16 protein-coding genes, 1 tRNA gene and 1 pseudogene are annotated in these 18,797 nt (G+C 65.8%); 5 read left to right on the top strand and 13 right to left on the bottom strand.

Annotated features, from left to right (window positions below):
- The 7 genes and pseudogenes from TL10_RS31115 to TL10_RS01350 form a co-directional block, all read right to left on the bottom strand.
- On the bottom strand, positions 1-1,035 hold a 1,035-nt coding region (locus TL10_RS31115; protein WP_157850337.1), incomplete at its 3' end, for a hypothetical protein.
- A 554-nt stretch (positions 1,036-1,589) separates the two neighbouring features.
- A complete protein-coding gene (locus tag TL10_RS01370; RefSeq protein ID WP_043399027.1) occupies positions 1,590-2,219 on the bottom strand; it encodes a cutinase family protein in 630 nt (209 codons plus the stop codon).
- A gap of 52 nt (positions 2,220-2,271) precedes the next feature.
- Positions 2,272-2,574 (bottom strand): hypothetical protein, encoded by a 303-nt coding sequence (locus tag TL10_RS30855; RefSeq protein WP_131630658.1) that lies wholly within the window; start codon positions 2,572-2,574, stop codon positions 2,272-2,274.
- Positions 2,575-2,757: 183 nt separating this feature from the next.
- Positions 2,758-3,339, bottom strand: a pseudogene (locus TL10_RS01365) (SDR family oxidoreductase); the annotation flags it as partial.
- Between the two features lie 167 nt (positions 3,340-3,506).
- Positions 3,507-3,580, bottom strand: a tRNA-Leu gene (locus TL10_RS01360).
- Between the two features lie 138 nt (positions 3,581-3,718).
- Complete coding sequence (locus tag TL10_RS01355; RefSeq protein ID WP_043984105.1) at positions 3,719-4,519, bottom strand: DUF2510 domain-containing protein; 801 nt, start codon at positions 4,517-4,519, stop codon at positions 3,719-3,721.
- The gene (locus TL10_RS01350; protein WP_043984104.1) at positions 4,497-6,122 is read right to left on the bottom strand and encodes a hypothetical protein; all 1,626 of its coding nucleotides are present in this window, start codon (positions 6,120-6,122) and stop codon (positions 4,497-4,499) included. Before TL10_RS01350 ends, TL10_RS01355 begins: the two co-directional genes overlap by 23 nt.
- Before the next feature lie 217 nt (positions 6,123-6,339).
- On the opposite strand from TL10_RS01350, the gene TL10_RS01345 reads away from it, so the two are divergent.
- Positions 6,340-6,927: a hypothetical protein gene (locus TL10_RS01345; protein WP_043984102.1), complete on the top strand. Its 588-nt coding sequence runs from the start codon at positions 6,340-6,342 to the stop codon at positions 6,925-6,927.
- Between the two features lies 1 nt (position 6,928).
- On the opposite strand, the gene TL10_RS01340 is transcribed toward TL10_RS01345, so the two are convergent.
- From TL10_RS01340 to TL10_RS01315, 6 genes are all read right to left on the bottom strand, one after another.
- Positions 6,929-8,182, bottom strand: coding sequence for an RNA polymerase sigma factor (locus TL10_RS01340; protein ID WP_260973612.1), 1,254 nt, complete (start codon positions 8,180-8,182; stop codon positions 6,929-6,931).
- A 7-nt stretch (positions 8,183-8,189) separates the two neighbouring features.
- Entirely contained in the window at positions 8,190-8,585 is a 396-nt protein-coding gene (locus TL10_RS01335; protein WP_043984100.1) for a YciI family protein, read from the bottom strand.
- 125 nt (positions 8,586-8,710) lie between these two features.
- Positions 8,711-9,724, bottom strand: a complete 1,014-nt coding sequence (locus TL10_RS01330; protein WP_043984099.1) for an AurF N-oxygenase family protein — start codon at positions 9,722-9,724, stop codon at positions 8,711-8,713.
- A 150-nt stretch (positions 9,725-9,874) separates the two neighbouring features.
- Positions 9,875-10,252: a hypothetical protein gene (locus TL10_RS01325; RefSeq protein WP_043984098.1), complete on the bottom strand. Its 378-nt coding sequence runs from the start codon at positions 10,250-10,252 to the stop codon at positions 9,875-9,877.
- A 12-nt stretch (positions 10,253-10,264) separates the two neighbouring features.
- Positions 10,265-11,620: an acetyl-CoA hydrolase/transferase family protein gene (locus TL10_RS01320; RefSeq protein WP_043984096.1), complete on the bottom strand. Its 1,356-nt coding sequence runs from the start codon at positions 11,618-11,620 to the stop codon at positions 10,265-10,267.
- A 7-nt stretch (positions 11,621-11,627) separates the two neighbouring features.
- Positions 11,628-13,274: an acyl-CoA synthetase gene (locus TL10_RS01315; RefSeq protein ID WP_043984093.1), complete on the bottom strand. Its 1,647-nt coding sequence runs from the start codon at positions 13,272-13,274 to the stop codon at positions 11,628-11,630.
- Positions 13,275-13,904: 630 nt separating this feature from the next.
- Between TL10_RS01315 and TL10_RS30475 the strand changes: the two genes are divergently transcribed.
- Genes TL10_RS30475 through TL10_RS01295 form a run of 4 tightly spaced genes read left to right on the top strand, consistent with a single transcriptional unit; the run spans position 13,905 to position 18,795 of the window.
- Entirely contained in the window at positions 13,905-13,994 is a 90-nt protein-coding gene (locus tag TL10_RS30475) for a K+-transporting ATPase subunit F (RefSeq protein WP_020099126.1), read from the top strand.
- The gene (gene kdpA, locus TL10_RS01305; protein WP_043399007.1) at positions 13,994-15,664 is read left to right on the top strand and encodes a potassium-transporting ATPase subunit KdpA; all 1,671 of its coding nucleotides are present in this window, start codon (positions 13,994-13,996) and stop codon (positions 15,662-15,664) included. Before TL10_RS30475 ends, kdpA begins: the two co-directional genes overlap by 1 nt.
- A complete protein-coding gene (kdpB, locus tag TL10_RS01300; protein WP_260932565.1) occupies positions 15,665-17,833 on the top strand; it encodes a potassium-transporting ATPase subunit KdpB in 2,169 nt (722 codons plus the stop codon).
- Between the two features lie 2 nt (positions 17,834-17,835).
- Complete coding sequence (locus TL10_RS01295) at positions 17,836-18,795, top strand: potassium-transporting ATPase subunit C (RefSeq protein WP_043984089.1); 960 nt, start codon at positions 17,836-17,838, stop codon at positions 18,793-18,795.
- Positions 18,796-18,797: the final 2 nt, after the last annotated feature.

Raw genomic sequence — 18,797 nt, 5'->3', positions numbered from 1 at the left:
GGTTGCGGGGGAAGGCGTCTCGGGCGAGGACGCGGCAGGTGCCCCTGCAGCTGGCGCCGTCGCGGCGGGCTCTGCCCCGGTGGTCTCGGTCGCCGGAGTCTTCGTCTCCGAGGTCTTCGTCGCCGCGGTCTTCACGGCATCAGGCGTCGTCACCTTCTCCGCACCCAGCGTGACCGTCGCACCCGACAAAGCAGCCGACGGAACAGCGGACGGTGCAGTATCGGCCACCTTCGCCGCGGGCGGCACCGGTGCGCCCAGCGCTTGTGCGATGGCTTGGCGAACGGCGACCGCCAGTACCGGGAGCAAGCCACCTCCCGGGGTCAGAAGCCCCCATAATCCCGTCGCCGGTGAGTACCCGTTGAGGAAGGCGTTGGTGAGCACGGCCGGGGCGTTGACGATCGCGTTCACAGCCGCCGCGAAGTTGCCGGCGCGCACCCCGTCGTACACCGCTTGCGCCGTGTCCCCAAACGCGCTCTCGACGCTGCCAACCATGCCGAGCGCAGAAAAGCCCACACCGACAAGAAGAGCGGGGCCTAGTTTGACGACGTCGGTGATGTGCTGCATGACCTGGCCGGGGATGTTGAGCATCTGACCTTGTAGCAATGCGAAGCCGGGGCTTATCACCAAGTTGAGCATGGCGGTGTATGCCGTGTTCAGGCCTCCACTGATCTGGCCGGCGGCCAGTTGTTGGGCTGCCTGCTGGAAAGCCGGCGGAAGTGCCTTCACGGCAGTGACGAAGCTGTTGCCGGCGGCGCCCAGGTCAGTGGCGATGGTGTGCGCGTAGCCGAGCTGGTTGATGATGATCTGCTTCAGGATGGGAGCCGGGTCGGCCCACACCTGCTGGCCCAGGGCCGAAACGTTGTTGAACGTTGTCGTGAGGACCTTTGCCCACTCGCTGATGGGATTGACCGACGCGGTCAACGTCGTCGCGAGGCTCGACACCGGGATCGCCGGCAGGTGCACCTGCTGCGGTGCCACCACTATCGGTGACAGCGCGATGGCACTCGCTCCGATCAGTGCCACCCCGCTCGTCATGCTGGTCCGCGTAATTGTTTGCAAAACTCCCCCTCAGTAATCGGTAACCTGCACCCGCAAATTACTTCACATTGATCACTGCGTGGGGCCAATTCCGCCACAAACTTTGCGAATTTTTGTGCATCCCTTTCGCTATTCCATATTGAAATTCAACAGCAGAAAGTTAACCATCTAAGACAATTAACTACATAAAACTATTAGCGCAAAGATGTTGATATTTCGGACATGAATCGTTCTGGAACCCAGACGGCTCCTGATCGTGGATCGACGATTCAGGTATGCCCACGGCATCGTCATCGGGAACGAGCCCGCCCGCCGTCGCAATGGCACAGAGGAGAAGGCAGCTGCGGTGTGGGCGGCCTGGTCGATGGGCATGGAGCAGGGCAAGGTGGCGCGACGAAGGGGTGGGGTTGGTGCGCGCACAGGTCGATAGGCCGACATCTACGAACGCCGCGCTCCCCGTGTGAGGACTGCGAAGTCGCAGAAGGTCAGAGAATTTGAAGCAGTTCCAACGCGGTCTCGGGTAGTGCTTGTGTCCTTCGGTTGGCTCTGCCCTAGATCTTGCTCGCCGCGAAATCGGCTGCCTGCGTGACCTTTCCGGACTGTACGTAGGAACCGTGCGCGCCGGGGTCGAAGCCGCCTTCCCAGCAGATCGGGTCGGCCTGGGCGCACTGATCGATGGAGTTGGCGACATACTGCGGCGCCAGTTCCGGCAGCTGTCCGCCGGCGAGCATGCTCGCGAAACCGGTGCGCGGCGCACCGAACAGCGCGGTGGCGGCGACGTGACCGGCGACCTGCGGCGGCGCCGCACTGGTAGCACCTTCGATCACCGCCGCACCCTGCGAGTAGCCGCCGAGCACCATCTTGGTCTTCGGGCAGTTGGCCGCAGTGGACTCGATGACCGAACGCGCGGCGTCGATGCCGGCCGGGGTGCTTTGGGCGAAGTCGTTGCTCGCCGGGTAATCGACCGCCGTCGCCTCAACAGAATGCGGCGCCACCCGGGCCCGCAGGTCGTCGACGAACGGGCGGCCCACACTGCCCAGGCCCGGCGGCTCCGTGGTGCCGCGGGCGAACACGACCTGGATGTCGGGGCAGGGTTCGGCTGCGGCGGGTGTCGCGATGAATGCCGGAACGGCTGGGGCCAGCGCGGCGAGGGCCATGAGCAAGGGGAGCTTGCGGGTCATACTTACCGATCGTAGGGCGGTGGCACGGCTACGCAACGCGTTTGATCCGTCGCTACATTGGACGCGAGGTGATGTCCAGCCAGATTTGGAATTCCCTCTTCTCCCGGCGTCGTTGCGCGCGCTTAGCGTGCGACCGGTCCATGGCAAGCCGCAGGCCCTTCGCTTCAACCGAACCTCCGGCCCGGTAATCCCTTGATACCGAATGGGTTCCATGAATTTTCGATGTCGGCGGTGCCGCTTCTCGGTCCGGCATCCGAGTGGGGTGGGCGCGGCGCAGATTGGTCGCCACCACCTCGCACCCCGCGCCAACCAGTAGCACCACCAATGCCGCCATTTCATACTCTGCGTACATCATGATGGCGCCTTCTCTCCGTGCCCACCACGCCGGCGCACGGCCTCGGCCTTCGTCGGCTGAGATTGTGATTTGTTGACACTCTCTACGATTGTCCGCCTACCGGCGCAGCACCATAGCCCAAAGAGCGATATCTAGTCGCAGATAGATCGAGTTACTAGTGGGGATCGATCCACAGAGCGGCGATCACACCTTCGTGGCACCCATATCGACAGTCAATTGCGTTGCGGTGACGGCACGCGACAAACCCGATGCCAGGTAGATCACCGCGTCGGAGATGTCGTCGACGGTCGCGGGAAATGGGTCGCTGAGCATGCAGCCGAATGACATCAGGTAGGTCGGGTGATCAGTGAGCAACGTGCCGACGGTGGGATCCGCAGCAAGCACGGTGTCGACGCCCCACGGGTGGATGGAGTTGACCCGGATCTTGAACTCGGCGAGCTCGATGGCCGCCGACTTCGTCAGTCCGACCACTCCGTGCTTGGCAGCGCTGTAGTGAGCCTGGCCCGGCAATGACTTGATTCCGGCAACCGAGCTGATGTTGATGATCGAGCCACCATTGCCCGCTGCAATCATATGCGGGACAGCGGCTTTCATCGTGCGCCAGACGCCGGTGAGGTTGACGTCGATCATCGTCTGCCACTCGTCGTCCGGCATCTCCCAGAAGCGCGCCCAGGTGCTGATGCCCGCGTTGGCGACGACGATGTCGAGACGTCCGCCGAACCTGTCGACGCCTTCGTTGAGCAAGGCATCCATGGCCGCAGAGTCCCCCGCGCAGTTCCGGTCACGAATGCGACCTTGCCGTCGAGAAGGCCCATGGCAACCTCCGGGTCTTGCTGATGCCACCGAAACGCCGTGGGATCAGTAACCGCTCGGCGATGGGGATTTGCTAGAGCCGACGGCGCGGGCACTGCCGTCACAGCGCCACAGTCGAGTGCCCCCAGTCGGACTCGAACCGACACTTTGCAGATTTTAAGTCTGCTGCCTCTGCCAATTGGGCTATGGGGGCGGCGCTCACCTAGACCGCGCGGAGACGACGTTAGCGCCTGCGCAGATCTCGACGTACCTCAGGCCGAGCGTTGCGCCTATCGAAGCCGGCTGCCTCACCGCCGCCGTGGACGCACTCGGTCTTCCCGAGCGCGACGTCTCAGCGCGGCAGCGTCACCGGAGTTGAGTCGCAGGGGGTCGGAACGTGTTCACCGACAATGGGATCGGATACCACACGGCCCTTGGTCGAGGCTTGGTCAGTCCAACGCGTCCCGTCCCATCGGCGAAACTCGTACCGGTGCAAAGGCTCGGGGTACCAGTTCGCACTCGGTGATTGCGCATCGGTGACCACAGCGCGGTCGGCCGAGGCAGCAGTTGCCGTGGGTCCGGCCAGCATCAGCCCATGGCCAAGCGGGATTTCGCCGCCCAAGTTGAACCGGCCCTGCCGTTTGATGGCCTCGGTCTGCGCGATCTCCAATGCCGCGGTGACGATGCACCGGCCGGATTCGATGGCCGTGATCCGACCGCGCTGAACCACGAGAACCACCAGGTCCATGTCCAAGGAGACCGCCAACTCCGCCTCGAGGGTGCCGGCCGACTTGCCGTTGACCAACACCTCGACGGTCCACGGGTGGCTGAACTCGATCCGGTGCGTCACCAGCTTCACGGTCTCCCGGGCCGCCGGGTTGTCGCCCGTCCGGCGGGCGGCGTCCATGAGCTCCGCGAATTTCTTCCATCCGTCGACGGCCAGGTCAAGCAGGCTCTGTGACAGGAGGCCATCGATCTCCTTGGCCACCTGGCTCTCGACGAGAGACGAAACGCCGGGAAAGCGGGCAACGAGGTTGCTGACCGTCCCACTCTGCTGCAGCGAGTCGGCCAGCGCCTGCGTCGGTTCGACCGGCGCATCGCCATACAGGAGGTCTCGAACGGTCACCGTCTCACTCAACGCGGATGTGCTCATCATCCACCCCTCTCAAGCTCACGACATCGGGCTGGGAATGCACCGTCACTTGAATCGCGTACGTCATCTCGCCGGCCGCCGGCCTCTCACGCAGCCTGACGACCGCCGGACCACGGGGCCGCGTGATGACCCTGACCCGCGGGGGCCGAAGTGCGCGGCGGCCGAAGTGGACGGCCGCGGCCAACAGGAGTACCGCGATGACACCAGCGACCACGACGACCGGCCACCATTTATGGGGCGGCGGCGGGATGATGGGAGGCGGTGACACCGGCGGCGTCGTCATAGGTGGCGGCACCGGCAGACCTAGGGTCACGATGGTGAATTCTCCAGTGTCCCAAGCTGATCCATCCGCACAGGCGGCGCGCACGGTATGACTGCCGACTGCGGCATCGGTTGGGACGGCAAACCAGGTCGTGAATTCGCCGAGCCCATCGACAGCCACGTTGAACCGGGGTGGGGCGCCATCCCACGACAGCCCCACCGTCCGGTCGTGGTTGGCGCAGTTGAACTGCCAGCCGACGACCTGCACCGCGTCGCCTCCATGCCCTTGTGTCGGATCGAGTGAGATGGACGCCGCCGGCGTTCCCTGGTTCGTCACCGGGCTGACGACCGTGAACTGCTGACTGGCTGCGACTTCTGGATCGCCTGCGCAGGCGGCCAGCACCGTGTACTCGCCGGCCGATGCCGTCGCGGGCACGGTGAACGGGACGCGGAAAAGGCCGGACGAGGCCTTGGTCGCCGGAGATCTGTCCCCGTCCCAGAACAACAGCACACCGCCACTGTTCGGGCACGCGAAGCCCGTACCTGTCGCCGTGAATTCCGAGCCCGCGGGTCCCTTCGGGGTACTCAAAGTCAAAGTGGGTTTCGGAGTTTCGACCACCGTGAAGGGCGCGGACGCCACCACTTGCGTGTTGCCCCGGACGTCGCATACCGCGGTGACGGTGTGCTGGATGGCCGGGCCGTCCGGAACGGTGAACGCCAGGCTGCCAATGGCGGGGTCCACGGCCTTGGCGGCCAGAGGCTGGTCGTCCCACTCGAGGTGCGGCGCCTCGAGGCACGTCCCGAAGCCCTTGGGTGTAGCCGTCACCTGCGAGCCGGCGGACCCCTTGCCGGGATCCAGTGTGAGAGTGGGCTTCTCGGTCGCATCGACGGTGAACGTCGCCGGAGCCACCGTGCGGGCCCCATCCAGGAGTCTGCACACCGCAGTCACTCTGTGCGCACCGGCCGGAGCATCCGGCACCGTGAACGTCAGGCTGGCGGATAACGCCTGACCATCCCACAGCAGGTGCGGGGCGTCCAGGCAATAGTCGAAGCCCGTGACGGTGGCCTTGACCTGAGCTCCCGCGCCACTGTGGGTGGGCTCAAGTGCGAGGGTGGCCTGGTCCGCGGCCGGCGCAGGTGCCGCGATGACCGGTGGCAGCGCTTTGAATGCAGGTAGAGCGGCCGTCGTGGGCGCAGTCGTTGTAGGCGCGGTAGTTGTGGACGACGGATCGGCGAAGACCACGCCCGCGCCCCCGAACAGGATCGCCAACGAGATCGCGCATCCGCGGGCCAGCGCACCTGCCGCGCGGCGCGAGTAGCGGCGAGAACGTAACGCACCCATGGCGGCTCACCTCCTCTCACCTGGAAGCATCCGACGATGGCGCCCGGCCATCACGAGTACTGCAGTACTCGTTTCTCTGGTAGGTCGCTCGGAGAGGTGAAGTGCCGCAGCCAGAGCAGGCATCAGGACGTCAAACCGTTGCCACCAAACACCCAGGTTTGGCTGCTAGCTTCGCGCCGAACCTGGGAAACGAGCCAACTTTTACTGGAGGCAACCCGTGAACACGCTGGTCCGTCTGATCGCCGTCTTGGTCATCCCCGTCGTCCTGCTGGTGGGCGGCTGTGGGCACAAACAAGAAGCCGCGCAGGGAAACACCACATCGGACTCGATCCCCGCCGACCCGTCGGGCGATGCCGGTGACGCCGCGCCGATCTCCCAGGCCTGCCCGGCGCAGGCCACCACGTCCTTCGCCAAGACGAAGTTCGTCGCGCACAGCGGCCTGGCCTTCGGCGCGTTCCACCGCTGGCTGTGGAAACCGTTCCAGGCCGGCACGTTCAAGAAGGGCGCCGACGGACGCATCAAGGCCTTCATCAAGGGCGGCCTCTCGGCGCTGTTCGTGAAGCGTGAAGTCCGGCTGGCCGCCACCGACGTGCAGGCCGACCCCACACTGTGCAAGGCGATCATCGCGCCGCTCGACAAGCTCGGGGACACCGTCCAGGCCGCGTTCGACAAGCTGAAGGGCGGCGACGCCAGCGGCATCACCGACCTGAACGCCTCGATCGGATCGATCGAATCCATCTCGCAGAAGGACGGCGTGCCGATCCAGGAGGACGAGAACGCCGACCTGACCAAGAAACCGGCCTAGGTCATTCAGCACGCCCCAGCAGCAGCGAGCGCTCCGCTTCATTGGTGCTGAGGTCGGCGGCATGAGTGAATGCTGCCGACGCCTCGGAGGTTCTGCCCAAGCGCTCCAACAGGTCTCCGCGCACCGCGTGCGGCAGCGGCGATCTGGGCATGGGATCGGGGCCGAGCGCGTCGAGCACCGCCAGCCCCGCCTCCGCGCCATGCGCACGGCCGTGGGCCACCGCGCGGTTGACCTCGACAACAGCACCGGGGGCGGCGAAAGCGAGCACGTCGTACAGGTCGGCGATCCGATGCCAATCGGTGTCCTCGACCCGGATCGCGCGCGCATGGCAGGCCGCGATCGACGCTTGCAGAAAGTACGTCCCAACGGGCGCGCCCGTCGCGGCGAGCTTCTCCGCGCGGGCCAGTGCCTGAAGGCCGCGGCGCCGCAGCAGGTGATCCCACCGGGCGCGGTCCTGATCGTCCAATAACACGGGCGCCCCGTCGCGATCGGTGCGCGCGGGAATCCGCGACGCCTGAAGTTCGACAAGCGCCTGCAGCCCAAGCGAATCCGGAATGTCCGGCACCATGGCGGCCACCATGCGCGCCAGCCGGATCGCTTCGAAGCAGAGATCGGGGCGCGTCCAATCCTCGCCGGCGGTCGCCACATAGCCTTCGTTGAACGTGAGGTAGATGGCGGCGAGCACGTCGTCGATACGGTCGACGCGGTCGGCCCCCGCCGGCAGCTCCATGTCCACGCCGACGAGGCTCTTCTTCGCACGGCTGATCCGTTGCGCCATGGTCGATTCCGGCACCAGGAAGGCACGGGCTATCTCGGCGGTGCTCAGTCCCGACACCAGCCGCAGCGTCAGCGCCGCGCGCGACGCCGCCGACAGCTCGGGGTGACAAGTCAGGAACATCAGCCGGAGCACGTCGTCTTCGATGAAGTCGAGCTGCCCTTCGAAATCCGGCATGTCGACCTCCTCCAGCCGGTGCCCGACTTCCTCGGTCTTGCGGCGCAGTGTCTCCGCACGCCGGATGTGATCGATGGCGCGGCGCTTCGCCGCCGTCATGAGCCAGGCGGCGGGGTTCGCGGGAATCCCGCGGTCGGGCCATTCCTCCAGTGCCGCAACGAGTGCGTCCTGCGCGGCGTCCTCGGCAAGGTCGATGTCGCGCGTCATGCGGGCCAGCGCCGCCACCAGGCGTACCGATTCGGCGCGCCAGGCGGCGGTCACTGCGTCGGCGCCGGTCGAGCCGGCACCTCCGGTACGGGTCACCGCAATGTCAGGCGCCCGGTTCCGGCGCGCCTGCGGGACATCCGGTGTCCGCGGGGCCTTCGATCAGGTGCTGTTCGATCCGGCCTTCCCATTCCGGCCAGTACCGGCGATGCAGCTCGGTGAACTGCCGGCAGCCCTCGGCGGCCTCGGCCGGGTTGCGGTACTCCAGAATCGCGTAGCCGCCGATGATCTCCTTGCCTTCGGTGAACGGCCCGTCAGTGCTGCTCAGCTGCCCGGAACGGACTTCGTAGCCGACCCGACCCTCGCCCTGCCCCAGACCGCCGCCATCGAGGAAGATGCCGTCAGCGGCATTCTTGGCGACGTACTCCCCCATCGCGTCCACCAGTTCCTGCGGCGGCGGACCTTGGTTGGGATCCATGATGACCAAACCCATGTAGCGCATTGCGTGACCTTTCGTCGTCGAGTCAATCCTTCACACACACGTCGAACGGGCGGGGCCGTTTTCGACATTGCTACGGAAATGACTCGCGATCGAGCGAAAGTTCATCGCGATCTGGGCGCGACCCCCTACACGGTGACGGCGGCGTGCCGGGCCGGCTCGCTGCGGAAACGCGACGCCGGGCCGTTGATCCGGAGCACCCGCCACAGGATCTTGGCGATCGGGTTCATCAGGCCGGTGTCTTCGGCGAGCATGCGCACGTCACCGTAGATCTCGCGCAGCATCATCCTGGATTCCGGTGCTCGCCAGAAAATCTCCTTCTTCACCGCCTTGGGAACCTCGAACTCGCGCCAGAAGGAGCGGGGCGGCTTGGCGATCAGCGACGCCGCCAGACGGAACGCCAGCGGATACATGATCGACAGCCCAAACCTGTTGAGCCGCCGCATCTCCGGGATGCGCCGGCGCAGGAACTCGTGCGCGAACGAGATGTGCCGGGCTTCCTCGGCCACGTGGATCGCCATGACGCGCTCCATGATCGGGTGGATCGAACCGTCCTCGCGCAGGATCGACTTCTGCATGTGGTCGATCGGCTCCTCACCGCACAGCACCATCATGAAGAAGAACGTCGGCATTGGGCTGGCGAACAGCGGGAAGGCCCAGTTGAGCCATTTGACCCAGCGCGGCAGACCCGGGACATCCACGCCGACATGGTTCACCATCTCCTGGAACATCAGGGTGTGGTTGCCCTCTTCCACCGCTTCATGCAGGCAATACCGGTACTCAGGACTGCCGTTGGGCACCCAGAACGTGTACGCGAGGAGCCCGCGGATGAGCATGCTCTCGAACTGCTGACCGGCCTTGGCGATGTTTGCCTGGCGCCACATGCCGATCGCGATCTGCTTTTCCAGCGGTTGCGCCTGGTACCAGGCGCTCATGCCGATGGGGTCGCTCTTGGCCAGCACCCAGCGCGGGTCGTTCGCCGTCACCCGGAACTCCGGCGAATCCCACGAAACATCCAGATACGGATTGAAGTTTCGGCGCACGGAACCTGCTGAGAGCGTCTCCAGATTTGCGCAGTAGTCGATGTCGGCGCCCACGTCCATCCCAGCGCGCCACCTGCGGACCATCTTCGTAACAGCCATGACGTCGCCTCTTCTACGCATCGGAGCACCGTTGCTCACCCAGTTATATGGGACCCCCGGTCCCATATGATTGTCAAGGGTGGTTCCTCCGGCGAGCGTGAAGACGATGGTCAAAAATCGGCGGATTTTGACGATCTTCTTCACGCTCGGCTACAGGTCGCCCAGCCCGAGGTGCTGCCTGACCGTGCCGGTCTGGACGGCCTGCCAACCGAGCCGTGTCAGCCCGACGTCGAAGCTCGAATGACTCGACGGGACCAGGACCCGAAGCAGCAGGCCCGAGCGTTCGAGCAGCTGCATGGCCTCGGCGACCGCCCGCAGGTCGGGATTCTGAAACACATCACCGCGCGACGAGATGCCCGCGGAGAACATTCCGCGTGGAGCCCGGGCGCCGGTTCGCAGCCATGACACGACGTCCGTCATGGCTCCGCGCTCACTGTCGAACGATGACGATCCGAACAGCGGCAGGATCGCCGCCGCGAGTTCAGCGACGGGCGCGGAAATCCACCACGGCTGGTCGCTGCTCGTCATGGCGGCAGTGAATCACGAATTCTGCGGCTGAGCCGGAAGATTGGCGTAGTTCTCGACCGGCGAGCGCCCCTTCGCGGCGCGCACCGCCGCGGCCAACAGGGCGTCCCGGAACTGTGGGTGCGCGACGGCCGCCAACGCCTCACCGCGTTCCCGAACTGTCCTGCCTTCCAGTTCCGCCGCACCGTATTCGGTGACGATGACGTCGACCTGGTGCCGCGGCGTGGTGATGACGGCACCGGGCCCGAACCACGGCACGATCCGCGACCGCAGCTGGCCGTCCTTCACGAAAGTCGAAGGCAGACAGATGAGTGAGCGGTCCGACAGCTCCAGTCCGGCCCCGGCCACGAAATCCTCCGCGCCACCGATTCCGCTGAACTGTCCCGCGTCGATGGTGTCGGCAGTCACCTGCCCCTGAACATCCACCGCGAGCGCGCCGTTGATGGAGACCATGTCGGTGTTGGCGGCGATCACCTCCGGCGAGTTGACGATGTCGACGGGTAAGAACGCGACATCCCGATTGTCGTCGAGCCAGGAGTAGAGCTCCTGCGACCCGAATGCGAAGGTCGTGACGCTGACGCCGTCGTACTGTCCCTTGCCGGTGTTGGTGATCTTGCCGGCGCGATGCAGGTGCATGCAGCCGTCGGTGAACATCTCGGTGTGCAGGCCGTACCCGCTGCCGTCGCCCTCGGCCAGCAAGGTGGCAATCTGGTTGGGAATTGCGCCGATTCCGGTCTGCAACGTCGCCCCCGAACCGATGAAGCCGACGGCGTGCTGCGCGATCGCCCGCTCAACCTCCGTCGGCGGCACATCGCCCCCGGGCAGGGCCAGCGGGGCGTCGGTCGAGCGCACGAGTATGTCGATTTCGTCGACGTGCAGTGCGTGACGGTGCGAGCCGTAGCCGAAAGTCCTTGGGTAGGCGTCGGAAACTTCGACGATGAGCAGACGCTGTGGGTCGGCGCCGGCGCGGCGTAACTCGTCGATGGTGCCGCCGGCGTGCAACGACAGCGAGCACCAACCGTCGGCATCGGGTGGCGTCGCCACTGTCGTCATCACCCGCGGCGCTTGCCGTTCCAACAGTGGGGCGAATCGGCGAAAGTCCGCGGCCGCGAACTCGATGTCGGCGCCCATGTCCCGCAGCGCCCGCTCGATCGGGCCGAAGAAACCGGATACGTAGTGCACGCCTGGTCGCGAAAACAGTTCGGTACCAACGGCTAACAGCGCACCGAAGACTCGCAGGTTCGTCCAGTCCTGGCGTGCACCGAGGGCCCGCAGCACAGCCGGCGGCTGGCCGGGACCCAGGGTGATCCCGATCGTGTCGACCGGCCCCAACCGGGCAGCCGCCTGGTCGGCACTGAGTTCGGTTGGCATCGCTGCCCTAGACGTCCATCTCGATCAGCACCCGGCGCAGCAGCTTGCCGGTTGTGTTGCGCGGCAACTCATCGATGAACACCACGTCGCGGGGCACCTTGTGCCGGGCCAGATTGTTCTTGACGAACGCCTTGATCTCATCGGGGTCCTGCGCCGCGCCGGGCTGCAACACGACAAATGCCCGCAGGCGCTTGCCCCACTCGACGTCGTCGACGCCGACCACGGCCGCGTCAAAGATGTCGGCCCGCTCCGCGAGGAGTTCTTCGACTTCTTGCGGGAAGACGTTCTCGCCACCGGAGACGATCATGTCGTCGTCACGGCCGTCGACGAACAACAGCCCATGGTCGTCGAAGTGCCCCATGTCGCCACTGGACATGTAGCCGTCGATGATCTGCTTGGTCCGGCCGTCGGTGTATCCGGCGAATGGCGCGCCGTTGCGGACGAAGATGCGGCCGCGACGGTTGTTTCCCTTGATGCGTTGGTCGTTTTCGTCGTACAACACCACCTCGCACGTCACCGGCGCCCGTCCGGCGGTGCCCGGGGCTAGACGCAGTTCGGCCGGGGTGGCGACGCTGGCGATGGCGCATTCGGTCGAGCCGTACAGGTTGTGGAGCACGTCGCCGAAGGTGTCTTGGACCCGGTTGGACAGCTCGGGGCTCAGCGCCGACCCAGCGATGAGGATGGTCTTCAGCGACGAGGTGTCGTACTTGCCGATGACCTCGGGCCCCAGTTCGACGATCCGGTGCAGCATGGTCGGCACCGCGACGAGCATCTGGGCCTTGTGCTCGGCGATGAGCTGCAGGGTCCGCTCGGCGTTGAAGCGCCGGGCGGTCACCACCTTGTTGCCCAACGCGGCGCCGACGGTGTAGGTGGCCCACCCGGTGCTGTGGAAGATGGGCGAGACGATGACCATGGTTCCCTTGCGCGGGAACGGAATTCGGTCGATGATCTGTGCCGTCGCCAAGGGCGACACCGAGCTTCGGGGCGCACCCTTTGGCAGGCCCGTCGTCCCGCTGGTGAGGATGACCGATCCACCCGCCTTGCTCGGCGCGGGCAGCGGCTCGGTGGAGTTGGCCGCGATGATGGCGTCCAGGGTGAGCATCGACTCGGGCACGTCGACGCCCTCGTCGACCCACGTCAACCCGCGCGGCATGTCCGCGGGCAAGGCATCGAGCAGGCCGAGGAACTCGCTGTCGTGCAGCACCACCTTGACGCCTTCGCGCTCACAGACCTGAGCGAACTGCGGCTTGGCGAACCCGGTGTTCATCAGCACCAGTCGTGCGCCGAGCTTTCCGCACGCCACCATGGCAAGGACCAGACCACGATGGTCCCGGCACAGCAGCCCGACAACAGAGCCTTCGGTCACTCCCAGACCCTGCAGCCCGCGCGCCAATGCCCAGGACTGGTCGTTGACCTCTCCGTAGGTCAAGGTGCCACGTTCATCGACCAGCGCGGGCAGGTCCGCGTACTTGCGTCCGCCCTGGATCGCCATGGACGCCTGCGGCCCGAATACCGGCGCGTTCTTGGCGGTCTCCACCATGACCCCGGGGTTGGCCAGATCCAGAAACCCGGTCTCATAGAGCCGCTTCACCGCGTTCACGGACTCCCCGACACGGCCCAGCTTCTGCACCACTCCACCGACGACGTCGAACACCTATGCCTCCCAAGTTCGAGGGGTGATCGACCCCACACGGTTGGCACGTTAGCTGGTTGAGCGCCTGGAGAACACCACCTACCCGGAGCTAGGCACTACACAACGTCAACTGCGGCCGTGTGAGGCCGGTCCCTGATGCACCCAGCAACATGAGACCTCCAAAAGCGGTGTGTTGCTCCAGGCTTACCCGTGTCACCAGCGACAACGGGCGGCTCTGTCACGGTCTTGATATGCCCGCACCAAAAACTTGCGGCTTCTTAACGCCACTCGGCCCCTTTGCCTCCAGGGTGTAAAGACGCAGGGCACCACCTGTGGATCGCCAGGCCACTTTCCCGACGCACCCTTCTGATCTGGGCAAACGCCGGCTTCTTGAGTCATATCGCGCCCCGAAATGCTCCCCGGATATGACCCATGTCACCGTGCCCGCAAGGACTCCGTAAATGAACGCGCGGAGCCCGTAAGGAAAGCATCAAGACCAGAGCCGGACCCACCGTGGCGGCGTTTACTTCGCGTCGTGGGCGCCGCCGAGACGCGCCCGAACGGAGCCAACATGTCTGTCGCGATTTTCGTCGTGCTGACCATCGCATTGTTCGCGGTGCTCGGCCTGATCCAGAAGGCGGTGGAACGCCTGTGAACTACGCCAACGCCATCGGCCTGGTGCTGTGTCTGGTGATCGCACTGTTCCTCGTCGCCGCACTGCTCTTTCCGGAGCGGTTCTAGTGAGCCCCACCGCCGCAGGCATCACGTTCCTGCTCTCACTCATCGTCGCGCTCGCGGCGGTCCATGTGCCGTTGGGCGACTACATGTTCCGCGTGTACACGTCGGAAAAGCACTCGCGCGCAGAACGTCTCATCTACAAGGCGATCGGCGCCGATCCCCATGCCGAACAGAACTGGGGCGCCTACGCCCGCAGCGCGCTGGCCTTCTCCGCCATCTCCCTGCTGTTCCTGTTCGCCTTCCAATTGGTGCAGGGCCTGCTGCCGCTGCACCTGAACAACCCGGCCACCCCGATGACGGCCGACCTCGCGTGGAACACCGCCGTCAGCTTCGTCACCAACACCAACTGGCAGGCCTACTCGGGTGAGACCACCCAGGGCCACCTGGTCCAGATGGCCGGCCTGTCGGTGCAGAACTTCGTCTCGGCCGCCGTCGGCATGGCAGTGGCCGTCGCACTGGTCCGCGGGTTCGCCCGTCGGCACGCCACCGAACTGGGCAACTTCTGGGTCGACCTGGTGCGCGGCACCATCCGAATCCTGTTGCCGCTCGCGGTGATTGCCGCGGTGATCCTGATCGCCGGTGGCGTGATCCAGAACTTCCACCTGCACGACCAGATCGCCAACACCCTGGCCGGCGCCCAGCAGACCATCACCGGCGGCCCGGTGGCCAGCCAGGAAGTCATCAAGGAACTGGGTACCAACGGTGGCGGTTTCTTCAACGCGAACTCGGCGCACCCGTTCGAGAACGCGACCGCCTGGACCAACTGGCTGGAAATCTTTCTGCTGCTGGTGATCTCGTTCTCCCTGCCACGGACCTTCGGCCGCATGGTGGACAGCCGCAAGCAGGGCTACGCGATCGTCGCGGTGATGGCCACGCTCGCCCTCATCAGCTGCAGCCTCATGATGCTGTTCCAGGGACAGCACCATGGCACCGTCCCCACCGCAATCGGGTCGGCGATGGAAGGCGTGGAACAGCGCTTCGGCGTGGCCAATTCGGCAGTCTTCGCCACCGCCACCACACTGACCTCCACCGGCGCCGTGGATTCGTTCCACGACTCGTACACCTCCCTCGGCGGCATGATGACGATGTTCAACATGCAGCTCGGTGAGGTCGCACCGGGCGGTACCGGGTCCGGCCTGTACGGCATGCTGATCCTCGCGGTGATCACGGTGTTCGTGGCGGGCCTCATGGTGGGGCGCACGCCCGAGTACCTGGGCAAGAAGATCACTCCGCGTGAGATCAAGCTGGCGGCAAGCTATTTCCTGGTGACCCCGCTGATCGTGTTGACCGGCACCGCTTTCGCCATGGCCCTGCCGGGTGAACGCGCAGCGATGCTCAACGCGGGCCCGCACGGCCTGTCCGAGGTGCTGTACGCCTTCACCTCCGCGGCCAACAACAACGGCTCGGCGTTCGCAGGCCTCTCGGTCAATACCGTTTGGTACAACACGGCTTTGGGCCTGGCCATGCTGATCGGCCGCTTCCTGCCGATGATCCTGGTGCTGGCACTGGCCGGCTCGCTGGCCAAGCAGGGCAGCACTCCCCCGTCGATCGGCACGCTGCCGACGCACCGTCCGCAGTTCGTCGGCATGGTCGCCGGCGTGACGCTGATCCTGGTCGCCCTCACCTTCCTGCCGGCCCTCGCGCTCGGCCCCCTTGCTGAAGGAATCCACTAGATGTCCACCAACACCGCAACCGTCGGGATCGCTGACCCCGACCACCCCGCACAGGCCCACGGCGCCAAGAGCAAGGGCCGCGTGCAAGGCGGCCTGCTCGACCCCAAGATGCTGTGGAAGTCGCTGCCGGACGCCCTGCGCAAGCTGGACCCGCGCACCCTGTGGCGCAACCCCGTGATGTTGATCGTCGAGATCGGCGCCGTCTGGTCGACAGTCCTGGCCGCGTTGGAGCCCAGCTGGTTCGCCTGGCTGATCGTGTTCTGGCTCTGGCTGACAGTCGTTTTCGCGAACCTGGCCGAAGCCGTTGCCGAAGGCCGCGGCAAAGCGCAGGCCGCGAGCCTGCGCAAGACCCAGTCCGACACCATGGCCCGCAAGCTGGTCGGCTGGGCGCCGGGCAGCGCCGGAACCGAAGAGGAGATCGCCGCTCCGCTACTGCAGCAGGGCGACATCGTCGTCGTCGAGGCCGGGCAGGTCATCCCCGGCGACGGCGACGTGGTGGAAGGCATTGCCTCCGTTGACGAGTCGGCCATCACCGGCGAATCAGCCCCCGTCATCCGGGAATCCGGTGGCGATCGCAGCGCCGTCACCGGCGGCACCACGGTGCTGTCCGACCGGATCGTCGTGCAGATCACCCAGAAGCCGGGCGAGAGCTTCGTCGACCGCATGATCGCGCTCGTCGAGGGCGCAAACCGGCAGAAGACCCCCAACGAGATCGCGCTCAACATCCTGCTGGCCGCGTTGACGATCATCTTCGTGTTCGCCGTCGCGACCCTGCAGCCGCTGGCCATCTACTCGAAGGCCAACAACCCGGGCGTGCCCGACACCGAGGCGCTCGATGCCTTCGGCGTCACCGGCATCGTGATGGTCTCGCTGCTGGTCTGTTTGATCCCCACCACAATTGGTGCACTGCTGTCCGCCATCGGCATTGCCGGCATGGACCGGCTGGTGCAGCGCAATGTGCTGGCCATGTCCGGCCGCGCCGTCGAAGCCGCCGGCGACGTCAACACCCTGCTGCTCGACAAGACGGGCACCATCACCCTCGGCAACCGCCAGGCATCGGGCTTCCTCCCGGTGCCCGGTGTCACCGCTGAGCAGCTCGCCGATGCGGCGCAGCTGTCCAGCCTCGCCGACGAGACCCCTGAGGGTCGGTCAATCGTGGTGTACGCCAAGGAAACCTACGGTCTGCGCGCCCGCACCCCGGGCGAGTTGACCGACGCCACCTGGATCGAGTTCACCGCGCTGACCCGCATGTCGGGCGTCGATCTGCACGACGGCCAGCAGCTGCGCAAGGGCGCAGCCAACTCCGTCGCCGACTGGATTAGGGGCCACGGCGGCACCGTGCCATTCGAACTGGGCGAGATCGTCGACGGCATCTCCGCGGCGGGCGGCACCCCGCTGGTGGTCGGCCGCATTCAGCAGGGCAAGGCCGAAGTGCTCGGCGTCATCCACCTCAAGGACGTCGTCAAGCAAGGCATGCGGGAGCGGTTCGACGAGATGCGCAAGATGGGCATCCGCACCGTCATGATCACCGGCGACAACCCGTTGACCGCCAAGGCGATTGCCGACGAGGCCGGGGTCGACGACTTCCTGGCCGAAGCCACGCCCGAGGACAAGCTGGCACTGATCAAGAAGGAACAGGCCGGCGGCAAGCTGGTCGCGATGACCGGTGACGGCACCAACGACGCCCCCGCGCTGGCCCAGGCCGACGTCGGCGTCGCGATGAACACCGGCACCTCGGCGGCCAAAGAGGCCGGCAACATGGTCGACCTCGACTCCGACCCGACCAAGCTCATCGAGATCGTGGAGATCGGCAAGCAGTTGCTGATCACCCGCGGCGCGTTGACCACCTTCTCCATCGCCAACGACATCGCGAAGTACTTCGCGATCATCCCGGCGATGTTCGTGGCCCTGTTCCCCGGCCTGGATCTGCTGAACGTCATGCGGCTGCACAGCCCGCAGTCGGCGATCCTGTCCGCGGTGATCTTCAACGCCCTGGTGATCATCGCGTTGATCCCGCTGTCGCTGCGCGGTGTCCGATACACCCCCAGCAGTGCGTCAAAGCTCTTGAGCCGCAACCTGTATGTCTATGGCCTCGGCGGCATCATCGCCCCGTTCATCGGCATCAAACTCATCGACCTGCTCATCCAGTTCATCCCGGGGATGTCTTAATCATGAATATTGGCAACCTGATTCGCGTACACGCTGCCGCCCTGCGCGCGCTGCTGGTCCTGACCGTCATCACCGGTCTGGCCTACCCGGTGCTCGTCTGGGCCATCGCCCAGCTCCCCGGGCTCAAGGACAAGGCCGAGGGCTCGCTCGTCACCGCGGGCGGCAAGGTCGTCGGCAGCTCCCTCATCGGCCAGCTGTTCACCGACGCCAAAGGCAATGTGCTGCCGCAGTATTTCCAGGGCCGGCCGTCGGCCGCCGGCACCGGGTACGACCCGATGTCCAGCGGCGCGAGCAACCTCGGACCCGAGAACATTGTCGACACGCCCGGTGACCCGGCCGAGATCAAGGCAGGCAAGTCGGCCAGTGACGCCGGGTTCAAGCCGAGCTTGCTGACCCAGGTGTGCACGCGGAGCTACGGCGTCGCGGACACCGAGGGCCTGGACCACAGCGCCGGGGCACGTCCGTTCTGCACCTCGGACGGCGTGGGCGCGGTGCTGTCGGTGATCGGGCCGCGCGATGCCACGGGCAACGTCACTCATCCCACCAAGGTGGTCAGTGTGAACCAGCCGTGCGACACGACCAAGACGCCGTTCGCCACGACCTATGAGGGTGTGCGCGTCGAATGCGCCAAGTACGGCGAGGATTACACCGCCGGGCAGATCGTCGCGATCCGCGGTTCAGCACCCGCCGACCCGCAGGTTCCGGCCGACGCCGTCACGGCCAGCGGCAGTGGCCTGGACCCTGACATCTCGGTCGACTACGCCGACCTGCAGGTGGGCCGGGTCGCCAAGGTCCGACACATCTCGGCCGACCAGGTCCGGGCTCTGGTGCAGGACAACACCAGTGGCCGCGCCCTGGGTTTCATGGGTGAGCCGCGGGTCAACGTCCTGCAGCTGAATCTCGCGTTGGACAAGCGATACCCGCTCGGGTCATCTGCCGGACTTCGTCCGGCAACCAGCTGACC

The sequence above is a fragment of the Mycolicibacterium llatzerense genome, assembly GCF_000878195.1.
Classification (GTDB): domain Bacteria; phylum Actinomycetota; class Actinomycetes; order Mycobacteriales; family Mycobacteriaceae; genus Mycobacterium; species Mycobacterium llatzerense.
This window is presented reverse-complemented; position numbering and strand designations above follow the sequence as displayed.